Genomic DNA, 13,183 nt, shown 5'->3' on the forward strand with positions numbered 1-13,183 from the left:
GGACAGACCAACCCCTGCCCGATGGACGACGAGTTATTCGACCTGCTCCGAGGCAACGTCGACGGCGCGGACCGCGACCGTGCTGATGCCGGCGAGGTCGGAGCCGACGCCGGGTTCGCTCATCGCGATCGCGGTGTACAGGTCACCGGAGGCCAACCCGGGGAACCACCGGCCCCGCTGGCCCTCGTCGGCGAAGGCGAGCAGGTACGGCAGCACGATGTCGAGGTGGGTACGCAGACCGCCGAGGGTGACCACGGCACGGGCCGTCTCCTCCTGGATCACCACGTTGTACCGGTAGTCGACGGTGCCCGCCCCGCCGTACTCCTCGGGGACGGAGAATCCCATCACTCCCACCGCGCCCAGGGTGCGGAACAGGTCTCGGGGCACGATGCCGGCCTCGCACCACTGCTGGTGGTACGGCGACACCTCCCGTTCGATCACCTTGCGGACCAGATGCCGGAACTCCTCGTGTTCCGGTGCGAACAACGTGCGCCGCATCGCCTCAGACGCTCTCTTCCTGTGCCGGCCGTTTGGCCTGGTCGTGGTCCTCCCAGAAGATGATCTTCCGGTTGAGCAGGGCCAGGATGCCGTGCACCGCCAAGCCGATCGCCGCCATCACCACCAGCAGCGCGAAGACCCCGTCGACGTGCAACTGGGCGTTGCGCTGCAACAGCATGTAGCCCAGCCCCTGCGAGGAGCTGATGAACTCTCCGGTGATCGCACCCAGCAGGCTGAACACGGCGGCGACCCGCAGCCCGGCGAAGATGTACGGCAACGCCACCTTGACCCGCAGCATCCGGAACGTCTGCCACTCCGAGGCCTGCAGCATCCGCATCAGATCGCGCTGCTCCCGGGTGGAGGACTTGAGCCCGACGATGACGTTGACGAACACCGGGAAGAACGCCAGCACGGTCGCCAACGCGATCTTGGGCGCCATACCGAAGCCGAACCAGGTGACCAGCATGGGCGCGATCGCGATCTTGGGGAAGTTCTGGAAGGCGATGATGTACGGGGAGAAGCCCTTCTCCAGTGGCGGGATGCGCACCAGGACCGCCGCGACGATGATCGCCGAGACCGAGCCCAGCACGAACCCGATGCCGAACTCGGAGACCGTCACCAGCAGGTTCCGGTACAACTCCGCGCCGGTGAGCATGATCCACAGTTCCTCGAGCACGTCCAGCGGCGGCGGCAGGATCAGCGGCTCCACGCCGAAGATCTCGATGGCCGACACCCACGCGGCGAGCGCGACGAGCGCGATCAGCGGGCTGACGATGAGCGTGGGGTACCGGCGCACGAGTGACCGGGACCGCCGCTTGCGGGTGGCGGGGGCTGGGGTGCCGGTGGCCCCGGCCTCGCCCTGGACGGGCTCGCTCCTGGTCACGGTCATCCCACCGCTCCTCGTGCGTGCAGGTGCCCACGGATGTGGTTGGTCAACCTCGATGCCTCCGGCGAGTCCATGACGTCGAACGTGCGGGGACGGGGCAGGTCGATCTGGACCTGGTCGAGGATCGTGCCGGGGCGGCCGGAAAGCACCACCACCACGTCGCTGAGGAAGACCGCCTCTGCGATCGAGTGGGTTACGAACAGCGTGGTGGCGCCGGTCTCCGACCAGATGCGCAGCAACTCGGCGTTCATCGTCTCCCGGGTGAGCGCGTCGAGGGCACCGAACGGCTCGTCCATCAGCAGCAGGCTGGGGCGACTCATCAGGGCCCGGACGAGCGCGGCACGCTGCTGCATGCCGCCGGACAGCTCACGGGGGTAACGGTGCTGGAATCCGTCGAGACCGACCAGTTCCAGCAGGTCGGCAGCCCGTTGGCGGGCCTGGGGCGAGCGGTCCCGGGCGACGTCGGCCGGCAGCATGACGTTGCGGAAGATGGTCAGCCAGGGCAGCAGCACGGGCTGCTGGAACACCATCCCGAAGTCCCGTCGCGGCCCGTCGACCGGTGTGCCGGCCACCTTGGTGGTGCCGCCGCTGCTGGTCTCCAGCCCGGCGACGATCCGCAGCAGGGTGGACTTGCCGCAACCGCTCGGGCCGACCAGCGAGACGAACGAGCCCTGCCGGACCTCCAGGTCGATGTCGGTCAGCGCCACCACGTCACCGGCGTTGGTGCGGAAGGTCTTCGACACCCCGCTGACCTCGATCCCGGGTGCCACGCCGACGGCACCCGGTCCGCTTGTGGATTGCACGGTCACGCTGACCTCCATCAGCTGGGTGCTGTCACGGCGCGTACGGCCGCCTTGTCGAAGGTGTTGACGCCGGCGATCAGGGACCCGTCGTAGATCGCGCCGATCTCGACCGGCTTCGTCAGCTGCCCGTTGTCGGTGAGGTAGCCGACGATGTACTCGAGCTGGTCGGGGCGGATCGAGCCGTACTCGCCGTTGTCCGCTGCCTTGATCGCCTGGAGGCGGGCCGTCACCTGAGCCACGCCGCTGGCGATCACCGCCGCGTCGTCCCCGGCGGGCTTGGTCTCCGGGAACTTGCGGTAGTGCAGCTTGACCGCTTCCTCGGGGTTGGCCTGCATCCACTCGGTGGCCTTGGCGACGCCCCTGGCCCACGCCTCCAACGCGTCCTTCTTTCCGCTCATGTTGGACTTGGTGGTCGCCGCGACGACGCCGATGACGAGCTTGTCGTTGATCGCGCTGTCGAGCAGCTTCAGCTCGGTCCCGGCCTGCTGGAAACCGACGATCGAGGTGTCGGTGTCGCTGACCGCGTCGACCTGACCGCTCCTGATGGCGTTGGCGGCCTGGGCGCCGGTGCCGATCGCCACGAACGTGATGCTGTTCGGGTCGACGCCGGCCTCGGCCGCACCGGCCTTGGTGAAGGTGACCGCACCGCTGGCGAGGTTCGGCACGCCGACGGTCTTGCCGCCCAGGTCGCCGAGACCGTTGATCGCGCTGTTCGCGGGCACCGCGGTGACGACGATGCCGCGCTGGCTCAGCGAGTACGGGATCACGAAGGGCTGTCCTTCGGAGATCGGCGGGACGACCGCCTCGCCGGAGACGACGGCGACGTCGATCTGGTCACCGACCATCGCCGACAGCGCCACGGCGGTGCCCTCGATCCGGGTGATCTCGACCGTGAGCTTGTCCTCGCCCCAGAAGCCGAGCAGGTCGGGCAACGAGGTGTACATGGCGGCACCGGGCGACAACACCGCTCCGGCGAATCCGAGGCGGAGCGTCATCTCGCCGTCGGCACCCGTGGTGCCGGAATCGTCGTCGCCACACGCGGTAAGAGGTAGGAGAGCGAGCGCGGCCACCATCGCCAGCGCCCTGCGCCTTTTCATCGTCGAAGCCACCGAATTCCTCCAAAGCCTGGAATAAATCCTGCGAATGCAGATGCGTGAGGGCCACAGGAAATGTGCTCGAAATCATCGTCACGGCCTGGGGAGCGGTGGTCAACGTACGATTCGGTCTACCGCATACCTAGTTCGACTGCACCCATAGCGGGGAAGTATCGGTCGTATTCGGCGACGCACATGCGTCAGCTTGCGAGGCGTACCTGGCGACTCGCCGCGGCCGCGCGGGCGTCGCGGATCCGCGCGTCGACGGCGGCACCGGCGGCGACCAGGCCGAGCCCGAGGTCCTGTTGCTCCTGTAGCGCGGTGACCCATCGTTTCGCGTCGGCGTGGATCACGCCGGTGAGGGCGTTGACGCCGACCGACCGGTCCCCCGGGCGGCGGAGCAGCCGCAGCCGGCGGACCTGCGCGGGCGTGATCTCCTGGACCACTGCGCCGCGCGCCCGAGCCTCGATCGCCAGGCGCAGGGTCAGGAACGTCGAGCCGACCCCGGCCAGCACGAGCGGGATCGTGGAGGAGGTGCGGGCGACCTCCACGACGACCGTGGCGGCGACCCCCCGATCCGCCATCGCCCGTTCCACGTCCGTCCAGGCCTGGCCCCGGCGGTCACCGACGACCATCGGCACCCCGGCGAGTTGTTCCAGCGGCACCGGCCCACCCGAGCAGGGCGTGCCGGGCGGCGAGACCAGCACGACGTGTTGCTCGCTGACCAGCAACTGCTCCAGTTCGTCGCAGACGATCAGGCCGGCGGTCAGGCCCAGCTCGCAGTCGCCGGAGCGGACGAGTTCGGCGACGCCGTCGTCACTCTCGCTCTCCTCGACCCGCACCACTGTGTCGGGATACTTGCGACGGAAACGGCCGAGCCAGGGGGCAAGGGGGTCGGCGACGAGTCCCGCCCCGGCGGCGACGGAGATCTGCCCCGCGTGCAGTTCACGGACCCGCTGCACGGCGACCTGCGCCCGCTCCACCGAGCGGACGACCTGGCGGGCGGGGCCGACCAGGGCCTGTCCGGCCGGGGAGAGCACCAGGCCACGGCCGACCCGGAGGAACAGGTCGGTGCGCAGTTGCCGTTCCAGGCTGCGGATCGCCTGGGACAGCGACGGCTGGGACAGGTGCAGGGCCTTGGCCGCGCGGGTCACCCCGCCGTAGTCGTGAACGGCCAGGAAGTACTCGAGCTGACGAACCTCGATGCTGGTCATCCCGCACCTCACGCATCATCGCCGGGGGTTCTAGCCGGCGAGTGTTCCAGAATCAAGTCTGGTTTTCAACGGTTGCGTTGCCGTGCGATATCGCCGATAGTGCCTGGTCAGAGACAGCAGCAGCGATCAAGGTTACGGAGAGACAGAACCGGTTCTGCTGCCGACCGACTCCGGCGGCAGGTCCAGCAACCGGCACGCCAGCGCGATCTCGAACCGCGCCTCGTCCGCCGAGAGCAGACCGGCGATCCAGTTGCGGGTGGCCGAGCCGAAGCAGCCGGCCACCACCCGCAGCACCATCCACGCCTCGTAACCGGGGGTGCTGTCGTGGCCGTGCGCGATCACCGAGAGCAGCCGTAGGTGCATCTGCTGGACCTCGTCGTGGGTCTCGCGGTAGTCCGGGTTCGTGCCGATCAGCACCCGCGCCAACGCCGAGGTGACGTGTGGTTGGCGCTGCTGCGCGGCGAACTCCCGCAACAGGTACGCGCTGACCCGCTCGCCCGGTGTCGAGCCGACCAGGTCGATGTCGGCCTGCTGGACCCGGACCAGCGCCCGCTCGAACCGGGCCCGAGCCATCGCCAGGAGAAGATGGTCCTTGGACGGGAAGTAGCGGTACACCGTCGCCAGCGACACCCGCGCGTCCTCGGCGACCCGCTTCATCTGCAGCGCGTCCTCGCCACCCGTAGCCAGCATCGCCGAGGCGCTGGTCAGGACGCGACTACGCCGGTCGTGCTGGGCCGGGGTGCGGGGCTGAGCCGGAGCTGCGACCACGCGCGACGCGGCTACCTTCACCGCGGAGGCTTTCACCGTCACGTCGGACATCGTGGCGACGGAACGGCCCGCCGTCCACTCCGCAGCACCGGACTTGTCCGTCATCGCCCCTCGAACCGGGCGGGTCGGCGTTCGCGGAACGCCGCGATCCCCTCCTGCGCGTCCGCCGAGAGCCGGTTGATCGACTGGGCCATCGTCTCCGCGGCGAGGGACTCCTCGACGCCACGGGCGAACGAGTCGCGGAGCAGTTGCTTGGTGAGCCGGGTCGCGATCGGCGGGCCCGCCGCCAGTCGCGCGGCGAGGGCCTCGACCCGTCCGGGCAGCTCGTCCGGCTCCACGACGTCCTCCAGCAGACCCCACTCGTGGGCGCGGTCGGCGTCGACGATCTCCGGCAGCAGGCACAGCCGGGTGGCCAGGCGTGGCCCGACCAGCCGGGGCAACAGCCACGACGTGGCGAAGTCCGGCGACAGACCACGGGCCAGGAACATGGTGCCGAACCGTGCCCGCCTGCTGGCCACCACGAAGTCGCAGGCCAACGCCAGGCCGAAGCCGGCGCCTGCGGCGAGCCCGTCGACCTGCGCGATCGTCGGCTGCGGGAGCGACACCAGGGTCTGACAGGTGCGGGCGACCGCCGCGAGCTGCGCGTGCGGATGCGGCGCCCGGTCGCCGCCGTCGAGATCGCCACCGCTGCAGAACGCCCCGGCGGTGCCGGTCACCACCACCACCCGGGCGTCGCCGGCCGCCGCCTCGCCCAGGGCCGCGCCCAGCTCGTCCCAGGCCGCATAGGTCATCGCGTTGCGCCGTGCCGGCCGGTCGATCGTGACGGTCAGCACCGGCCCGTCGCGGGTCACCCGCACCGCCTGCGCATCGGCGTCGCCGGATGCGGCCCCCGGGTCGGCCGGTCGGGCCAGCGGGATGCCGTGCTGCGGGGCGCTCACGTGGTCACCGCCAGGTCGGCGGCGAGTGCGGCACGGACCGTCTTTCCGGACGCGTTCTTCGGCAGCTCGGCGACGACCACGACCCGCGCCGGTGTCTTGTAACCGGCCAGCCGGGACCGGCAGTGGGCCCGCAGCTCGTCGGGGTCGGGCACGGCACCGGGCCCGGCGACGACGGCCGCCACGACGACCTGCCCCCACCGCTGGTCCGGTAGGCCGACCACCGCCGCCTCGGCGACCGTCGGATGGTCCACCAGCACGTTCTCGATCTCGGCCGGGAAGATGTTCTCGCCGCCGCGCAGGATCATGTCGTCGACGCGGCCGGCGAGATACAGGTAACCCTCGTCGTCCCGCCAGGCCATGTCTCCGCTGCGGATCCAGCCGTCGACGACCTTGGTGGCGGTGAGCTCGGGGTTCCCGACGTAGCCGCTCATCACCGTGTCGCTGCGCGTACGGATCTCGCCGACCGTGCCGACGCCGACCTCGTTGCCGTCCGCGTCGCACAACCGCAGGTCGACGCCGAACATCGGACGGCCGATCGAGCCGAGCAGGTGCGGCCGCCCGGCGAACGCGGCACGGTGGTCGGCCGGACGCAGGATCGTCTGTCCACCTCCTTCGGTGCCGGCACCGAAGGTGTTGTACAGGTCGCAGCCGAACGTCTCGTGCAGCCGACGGACAAGCTCGGGAGGCATCGCGGAGCCGCCGTAGGCGATGCTGCGCAGGGCGGGGACCGCACCCGCGTCCGGATGGTCGAGCAGTGCGACGACCATGCTCGGCACCAGCAGACAGCGGGTCACCACGCCGCTGCGCAGGCAGCCCAGCACCGCCGCCGCGTCGAACTGCGGGAGCAGCATGAGCGCCGCACCCCGGGAGATCGCGTAGTAGAGCCAGCCCATGCCGGAGACGTGGAACAGCGGGGTGCCCGCGTACAGGCACTCCCCCGGCTGGAACCCCTGTTCGAGCACGCCCTTGGCGGTGTTCGCCTTGAGCATCCGCTGGGTCTGCGCGACCACCCGGGGAGTGCCGGTGGTCCCGCTGGTCAACATCCACAGCAACACGTCGTCGTCGCTGGTCGCGGCCGGCAGGCTGGCCGGGCCGGGCGGGTCGTGCGCGTCGCCGAACTCCTCGATCGAGGCGATCCCGGCCGACGGTCCGTCCAGGGTCAACACCAGCCGCAGCCCCGGTGCCGCGGCCCGCAGGTCGTCGAGCAGGTGTGCGTAGCGCGATTCCAGCACCAGCACGGCCGGATCGGCCAGCGCCGTCAACGCGGACAACTCCGCAGCGGCGAGCCGGTAGTTCAGCGGCGCGCCGATCGTGCCCAGCTTGAGCGAGGCGAAGAGCGTCACCGCGTAGCCGACGCTGTCGGTGCCCAGGATCGCTATCCGGTCGCCCGGTGCGATGCCGGCCGCCCGTAACGCGCTCGCCAGCCGCGACGCGCGGGCCTCCAGACCGGCGAACGTCAGCGCGACCCCGTCAGGGGTCCGCAACGCCGGTGCGTCCGGGTAGGCGTGCGCGCTCATGGTGGGCCAGTCACCCGGTCCGACCGAGGCCAAGGATCTCACCGGCTCACTCCCGCAGAATGTGCTTCCGAATATGCCCGCGCCACTGCCACGGACGACGTTAGTCGGCACACAATCCGTGTCAAGACGAAGGCGCCGAACCGTCCGATAGGCATCCCCTATCTGTTCGGCGCAGAGGTGTATTGGACGTGGCCGCGATTTGCCGTAATCGTCAATGGCGTCAGTGGCGCAATGGCGGCAGGAGAACTGAACGTGAATCTGGACAAGGCCACCGTCGTGGTGACCGGTGGGGCCTCCGGGCTCGGTCTGGCCACCACACGCCGGCTCGTCGCCCGGGGCGCGACCGTGGTGATGGTCGACCTGCCCACCGGGACCGAGGCCGGCACCGCCGAAGCGAAGGCGCTCGGCCCGGCCGCGACGTTCGTCGCCGCCGACATCACCAGCACCGAGGAGATGTCCGCAGCCGTGGACGTCGCGCGGCAGCGCGGGCCGGTACGGGGGTTGGTGCACTGCGCCGGCCGGGGCAGCGACCGTCTGCGCATCCTGGACAAGGAGGGTCGGCCCGCCCCGATCGAGGGCTTCGCCGAGGTGGTGCGGGTCAACCTCGTCGGCACGTACAACGTGCTGCGTCTGGTCGCCGCGGCGATCGCGGAGGCGGAGCCGGTCGACGGGGAGCGCGGCGCGTGCGTGCTCACCGCGTCGGTCGCCGCGTTCGAGGGACAGATCGGTCAGGCGTCCTACACCGCCGCGAAGGCCGGGGTGCACGGGATCACCCTGGTCACCGCGCGGGACCTGGCGAGCCGGCAGATCCGGGTCAACACCATCGCGCCCGGCGTGTTCGACACCCCGATGCTGGGGCGGCTGCGCGACGACCTGCGCGCCGGGCTGGCCGCGAGCGTACCGAGCCCGAAGCGGCTCGGCGCGCCCGACGAGTACGCGGCGCTCGCGGTGCACATGCTCTCCAACGGCTACCTCAACGGTGAGACCGTCCGCCTCGACGGGGCGATCCGGATGGCGCCACGCTGATGGCCGGCGCTCCGCACGCACCAGCCGACGCGCCCGCCGTCCTCCTGCACCGCCACGGCCACGTCGCGGTCGTCACGGTGAGCCGGCCGCACCGACGCAACGCGATCAACCGGGTCACGGCGGAGGCGCTGGCCGAGACGTTCATCTCGCTCGACTCCGACGCGAGCGTCCGGGCCGTCGTGCTCACCGGCGCCGGTGGCACGTTCAGCGCCGGGATGGACCTGCGTGACTTCCCGGTCCAGGGCCGACCGAGTGTGCCCGGCCGGGGGTTCGCCGGGTTCGTGCAGTCGCCGCCGCAGGTGCCGATCGTCGCCGCCGTCGAGGGCTGGGCGCTGGGGGGCGGCTTCGAGATGGTGCTCGCCTGCGACCTGGTCGTGGCCGCCGAGGACGCCCGGTTCGGGCTGCCGGAGGTCACTCGGGGGCTGGCGGCCCGGGGCGGCGGGGCGTTCCGGCTCCCCCGCCGGCTGCCCTACGCCCTCGCGATGGAACTCGTCCTCACCGGCGCACCGATCGACGCCCCGCGTGCCGCCGGGTGCGGGCTGGTCAACCAGCTCACGCCGGCCGGCGGGGCGCTCGACGGGGCACTCCGGTTGGCGCAGACCGTCGCCGCGAACGCGCCGCTCGCAGTCGCCGCCAGCCTCCAGGTGCTGCGGCGTAGCCCGGACTGGGCCGACGACGAGGCGTTCGCCCGGCAGGACGAGTGGTTCGACCCGGTGTTCGCCTCCGCGGACGCGGCCGAGGGCGCGCGCGCGTTCGCCGAGCGGCGCGCGCCGGTCTGGGCAGGGCGGTGACGATGCCGGACCCGACGTTCGACGCGCTGGTCACCGAGATCCACGCGTTCGCCGCCGCTGAAGGGCTGGTCCGTCACGACCCGGAGGCCGTGGTGGACGAGTCCGCTGGCGGCGACAGCGGGCTGGCCGTCTCCTCGGCGTTCCAGCGACGGCTCTTCGACGCCGGCCTCGCCTGGTTCGACGGGCCAGTCGAGCACGGCGGCCGGGGCCTGGACCCGGACGTCGCCGCCGCGCTGCGCGACGTCCTGTGCGGGTACGTGCTGCCCGACCAGGCGTACTTCACGGTCAGCCGGCGCATCGTCGCGCCGACGATCCTGGCCCACGGCACCGCGTCGCAGCGGGACCGCTGGGTCCGGGCCCTGTGGCGGGGGGACGCCCTCGCCTGCCAGCTCTTCTCGGAACCGGAAGCCGGTTCCGACCTCGCCGCGCTTCGCTGCACGGCGGTACGCGACGGTGACGACTGGGTGCTCAACGGCCAGAAGGTGTGGTCCTCGTGGGCACATCTCTCCGACGTCGGCGAGCTGCTCGCCCGCACCGGGGCGCCCGCCGACCGTCACCGGTCCGTCACCGCCTTCCTGGTCGAGATGGACCGTCCCGGCATCACCGTCCGGCCGATCCGTCAGATCAACGGCGACAGCCACTTCAACGAGGTCTTCTTCGACGACGTCCGGATCCCCGACAGTGCCCGGCTCGGTGCCGTCGACGACGGTTGGGTCGTCGCGATGTCCACGCTGACCAGCGAGCGCGCGGCGATGGGCAGCCGGGACAAGACGTACCTGAGCCAGCCGTTCCGGCGGCTGCGCGCCCTGGTCGGCGACCGGGACCCACTCGGTGAGGCCGACCGGGAGCTGCTGGCCGAGGCGTGGATCCGCGAGCAGCTCACCGGGGTGACGGCGGACCGCGTCGCCACCGCGGGGCTCTCGCCGTCGGTGGGCAAGCTCGCCCTCGTCGACGACCTCGGCTTCTACGGTCGGGCGGCCGCGCGGCTGCTCGGACCCGACCTGGTCGCCGACGACGGCAGCTCGGGCGGCTCCGCCTGGTCGGACTTCCTGCTCAGCTCACCCGCGCAACGCATCGCCGGCGGCACCGACCAGATCCAGCGCGGCATCGTCGCCGAGCGGGTGCTCGGCCTGCCCCGTGACCGGCACCCTCGAACGAAAGGACCCGCAGCGCCATGATGACCGGGGAACAGTACCGGCAGAGCCTCCGTGACGGCCGTCAGGTCTACCTCGCGGGCCGGCGGATCGAGGACGTCACCGAGGAGCCGCTGCTGCGGCAGAGCATCGCGATGACCGCGGCGAACTACGACGAGTTCTATCGGCCCGGCGACGACGCGTACGGGCCGCTGTTCTTCATCCCGCGCAGTGTGGAGGATCTGCGTTACCAGGAGGTGGAGCAGCTCAAGTGGGCCAATCCCACCCGCACCACGTCGGTGAGCCTGCTGATGCTGATGACCGCCGCCAGCCGGATCCGCTCGCAGTTGCCCGAGTACGCCGACCGGGTGATGGACTACTTCGAGCACGCCAAGAAGGTCGACCTGCGCTGCGTGCAGACGATCACCGACGCCAAGGGCAACCGGGCGCTCTCGCCGATGAAGCAGGACGACCCGGACCTGTACGTCCGGGTGGTCAGCCGGGACTCCGGCGGGGTGGTGATCCGTGGGGCGAAGCTGCACATCACCGGTGCCCCGATCGACCACGACCTCATCGTGATGCCGACCAAGCGGATGAAGCCCGGTGAGGAGGACTGGTCGATCGCCTGCGCGGTGCCGGTCAACTCGCCCGGCGTGAAGATCGTCGCCACCACGTACGCGCCGCGTCCGGACCTGCCGACCGACTACTTCCCCTACAGCGGTCGGCGCAACATGGCCGAGGGGTTCGTCATCTTCGACGACGTCTACGTGCCCAACGAGCGGGTGTTCCTCGACGGCGAGGTGGAGCACTCCGCCACGTTCGCCCACTCGCTCGGGCTGTGGGAGCGCATCGGCAGTGTCGCGCACTACGTCGAGATGGCCGACACGCTCGTCGGTATGGCCCAGCTCATCGCCGAGGCCAACGGGTTGCCGCGCATCCCGCACATCCGGCAGAAGATCGCCGAGCTGATCAACTACGCGACGATGGTGCGGGCCGGGCTGGAGGCCGCCGTCAACAACGCCCAGTTCACCGCGGAGGGTTGGGCGTCCCCGGACGAGCTGATGACCAACGCGGCGAAGTACTTCGCCGCGTTGAACTACGCCGAGATGGTGCGCAACCTGCACGACGTGGCCGGCGGCAGCATCCTCACCGCGCCGATGCTCGACGACCTGCGTCACCCCGAGACGGGCGAGTTCGTCGCGAAGTACATGCGCACGATGGAGGGCGTCGACGCCGAGCACCGGATGCGGCTCTTCCACGGCATCCGCGACTTCACCGCCGACACGTTCGGCGGCTGGCAGAGCGTGACCATCCTGCAGGGCGGCGGAGGGCTGCACGCGCAACGCCTCATCGTCGAGAAGCACTACGACATGACGCACGCGAAGCACCTGGCCCGCAAGGTGTGCGGGATCGAGGAGCCGACCGCCGATCCGACGCCGGGAACCGTGTCGTGACCGCTGCGGAGGAGGTGGCCGCGGAGCTGGGCTCCGCGCTGCGGGACTTCCTCGGCGCGTACGCCCGCCCCGTCGTGCCGGTGGAGGACGGCGGGCACGTGTGGTCGCGGCTCAGCGGCGAGCTGGGCCTGGCCGGGTTGCTCGTCCCGGAGTCGCGGGGCGGGCTGGGCTTCGGCGCGGCCGAACTGGTCGCCGTCGCGGCGGAGCTGGGCCGCGCGGTCGTCGGCGGCCCGTTCGTGCCGGGTGCGGTCGCGGCGGCGACGGCACTGTCGGCGGTGGACACGGCCCGCTCGGGCGAACTGCTGGAGGGCATCGCCGCCGGAACCCCGCTGCCCACGCTGGTCCACGTGCCCTTCGCGTCGGGCCGTCGGATGACCGCGTCGACGGCGGCGGACGGCGCGCTGACCCTGACCGGCACGGTCGGTCCGGTGCTGGCCGTCCCGCCGCCCTGCCCGATGCTGGTGCCGGTCGACGTGGCGGGATCACCGGCGCTCGCCCTCGTCGCGCCGGACGCACCCGGCGCGACGCTGACCGCGCTGCCGTCGCTGGACCTGAGCCGGCCGGCCTGGCGGGCCGGGTTCGACGAGGCTCCCGCCACCGTCCTCGCCGACGGTGCCACCGCCGCCGAGGCCATCCGGCGGGCCGAGATCGCGACCTGTATCGCGCTGGGCGCCGAGTGCGTGGGCGTCGCCGGGCACGCGTTGGAGCTGACCGTCGACCACGCCAAGACCCGCCACCAGTTCGGGCGGCCGATCGGCGCGTTCCAGGCGTTGGCGCACACGCTGGCCGACCTCACCGTCACGGTCGAGGTGGCGCGGTCGGCCGCCGCGTACGTGACGCGGTGCGGCGGGGACGAGCGCAGCGCGCACACGCTCGCGGTCAAGGCGTCCGAGGCTGCCGTGACGATCACGACCGAGGCCATCCAGCTGCACGGCGGGATCGGCTTCACCTGGGAGTACCCCGCCCACGTCCTGCTGCGCCGGGCGCACGCCGCCGCGGTGCTCGCCGGAACGCCGGACCAGCACCGGCGCGCACTGTTCGCACTGGTCGACGAGAGGTGA

Annotated in this window: 13 protein-coding genes; 5 read left to right on the forward strand and 8 right to left on the reverse strand. The window is 71.3% G+C overall.

Features of this window, described 5'->3' with window-relative positions; translation table 11 throughout:
- Nucleotides 1-33: 33 nt before the first annotated feature.
- The 8 genes from ACWDVW_RS07900 to ACWDVW_RS07935 form a co-directional block, all read right to left on the reverse strand.
- Nucleotides 34-498: an acyl-CoA dehydrogenase family protein gene (locus ACWDVW_RS07900; RefSeq protein ID WP_449945923.1), complete on the reverse strand. Its 465-nt coding sequence runs from the start codon at nucleotides 496-498 to the stop codon at nucleotides 34-36.
- Nucleotides 499-502: 4 nt separating this feature from the next.
- Nucleotides 503-1,387: an ABC transporter permease gene (locus ACWDVW_RS07905; protein ID WP_449945925.1), complete on the reverse strand. Its 885-nt coding sequence runs from the start codon at nucleotides 1,385-1,387 to the stop codon at nucleotides 503-505.
- On the reverse strand, nucleotides 1,384-2,193 hold the full coding sequence (locus tag ACWDVW_RS07910) for an ABC transporter ATP-binding protein (protein ID WP_449945926.1): 810 nt from the start codon (nucleotides 2,191-2,193) through the stop codon (nucleotides 1,384-1,386). Before ACWDVW_RS07910 ends, ACWDVW_RS07905 begins: the two co-directional genes overlap by 4 nt.
- A gap of 11 nt (nucleotides 2,194-2,204) precedes the next feature.
- Entirely contained in the window at nucleotides 2,205-3,284 is a 1,080-nt protein-coding gene (locus tag ACWDVW_RS07915; protein WP_449945928.1) for an ABC transporter substrate-binding protein, read from the reverse strand.
- Nucleotides 3,285-3,481: 197 nt separating this feature from the next.
- On the reverse strand, nucleotides 3,482-4,495 hold the full coding sequence (locus ACWDVW_RS07920; RefSeq protein ID WP_449945930.1) for a LysR family transcriptional regulator: 1,014 nt from the start codon (nucleotides 4,493-4,495) through the stop codon (nucleotides 3,482-3,484).
- A gap of 132 nt (nucleotides 4,496-4,627) precedes the next feature.
- Nucleotides 4,628-5,305, reverse strand: coding sequence for a TetR/AcrR family transcriptional regulator (locus ACWDVW_RS07925; protein WP_449945932.1), 678 nt, complete (start codon nucleotides 5,303-5,305; stop codon nucleotides 4,628-4,630).
- A gap of 59 nt (nucleotides 5,306-5,364) precedes the next feature.
- Entirely contained in the window at nucleotides 5,365-6,201 is an 837-nt protein-coding gene (locus tag ACWDVW_RS07930) for an enoyl-CoA hydratase/isomerase family protein (protein ID WP_449945934.1), read from the reverse strand.
- A complete protein-coding gene (locus ACWDVW_RS07935; RefSeq protein WP_449945936.1) occupies nucleotides 6,198-7,760 on the reverse strand; it encodes a class I adenylate-forming enzyme family protein in 1,563 nt (520 codons plus the stop codon). Before ACWDVW_RS07935 ends, ACWDVW_RS07930 begins: the two co-directional genes overlap by 4 nt.
- 210 nt (nucleotides 7,761-7,970) lie before the next feature.
- On the opposite strand from ACWDVW_RS07935, the gene ACWDVW_RS07940 reads away from it, so the two are divergent.
- The 5 genes from ACWDVW_RS07940 to ACWDVW_RS07960 are packed head-to-tail and all read left to right on the forward strand — an operon-like array spanning nucleotide 7,971 to nucleotide 13,183.
- Nucleotides 7,971-8,744, forward strand: a complete 774-nt coding sequence (locus ACWDVW_RS07940; RefSeq protein WP_449945937.1) for an SDR family NAD(P)-dependent oxidoreductase — start codon at nucleotides 7,971-7,973, stop codon at nucleotides 8,742-8,744.
- Nucleotides 8,744-9,535, forward strand: coding sequence for a crotonase/enoyl-CoA hydratase family protein (locus tag ACWDVW_RS07945; RefSeq protein ID WP_449945939.1), 792 nt, complete (start codon nucleotides 8,744-8,746; stop codon nucleotides 9,533-9,535). The genes ACWDVW_RS07940 and ACWDVW_RS07945 overlap by 1 nt, the downstream gene beginning before the upstream one ends.
- Nucleotides 9,536-9,537: 2 nt before the next feature.
- Nucleotides 9,538-10,713 carry an acyl-CoA dehydrogenase family protein gene (locus tag ACWDVW_RS07950; RefSeq protein ID WP_449945941.1) on the forward strand — a complete coding sequence of 392 codons (1,176 nt, stop codon included), beginning with the start codon at nucleotides 9,538-9,540 and terminating at the stop codon, nucleotides 10,711-10,713.
- Complete coding sequence (locus ACWDVW_RS07955; RefSeq protein ID WP_449945943.1) at nucleotides 10,710-12,122, forward strand: 4-hydroxyphenylacetate 3-hydroxylase N-terminal domain-containing protein; 1,413 nt, start codon at nucleotides 10,710-10,712, stop codon at nucleotides 12,120-12,122. The genes ACWDVW_RS07950 and ACWDVW_RS07955 overlap by 4 nt, the downstream gene beginning before the upstream one ends.
- Nucleotides 12,119-13,183 carry an acyl-CoA dehydrogenase family protein gene (locus ACWDVW_RS07960; RefSeq protein WP_449945944.1) on the forward strand — a complete coding sequence of 355 codons (1,065 nt, stop codon included), beginning with the start codon at nucleotides 12,119-12,121 and terminating at the stop codon, nucleotides 13,181-13,183. The genes ACWDVW_RS07955 and ACWDVW_RS07960 overlap by 4 nt, the downstream gene beginning before the upstream one ends.

The organism is Micromonospora sp. NPDC003241 (assembly GCF_053589795.1).

Coding starts and splice junctions, on each gene's coding strand:
- ACWDVW_RS07900 (WP_449945923.1), bottom strand. CDS start 498: ATGCGGCGCACGTTGTTCGCACCGGAACACGAGGAGTTCCGGCATCTG.
- ACWDVW_RS07905 (WP_449945925.1), bottom strand. CDS start 1,387: ATGACCGTGACCAGGAGCGAGCCCGTCCAGGGCGAGGCCGGGGCCACC.
- ACWDVW_RS07915 (WP_449945928.1), bottom strand. CDS start 3,284: ATGAAAAGGCGCAGGGCGCTGGCGATGGTGGCCGCGCTCGCTCTCCTA.
- ACWDVW_RS07920 (WP_449945930.1), bottom strand. CDS start 4,495: ATGACCAGCATCGAGGTTCGTCAGCTCGAGTACTTCCTGGCCGTTCAC.
- ACWDVW_RS07945 (WP_449945939.1), top strand. CDS start 8,744: ATGGCCGGCGCTCCGCACGCACCAGCCGACGCGCCCGCCGTCCTCCTG.
- ACWDVW_RS07950 (WP_449945941.1), top strand. CDS start 9,538: ATGCCGGACCCGACGTTCGACGCGCTGGTCACCGAGATCCACGCGTTC.
- ACWDVW_RS07955 (WP_449945943.1), top strand. CDS start 10,710: ATGATGACCGGGGAACAGTACCGGCAGAGCCTCCGTGACGGCCGTCAG.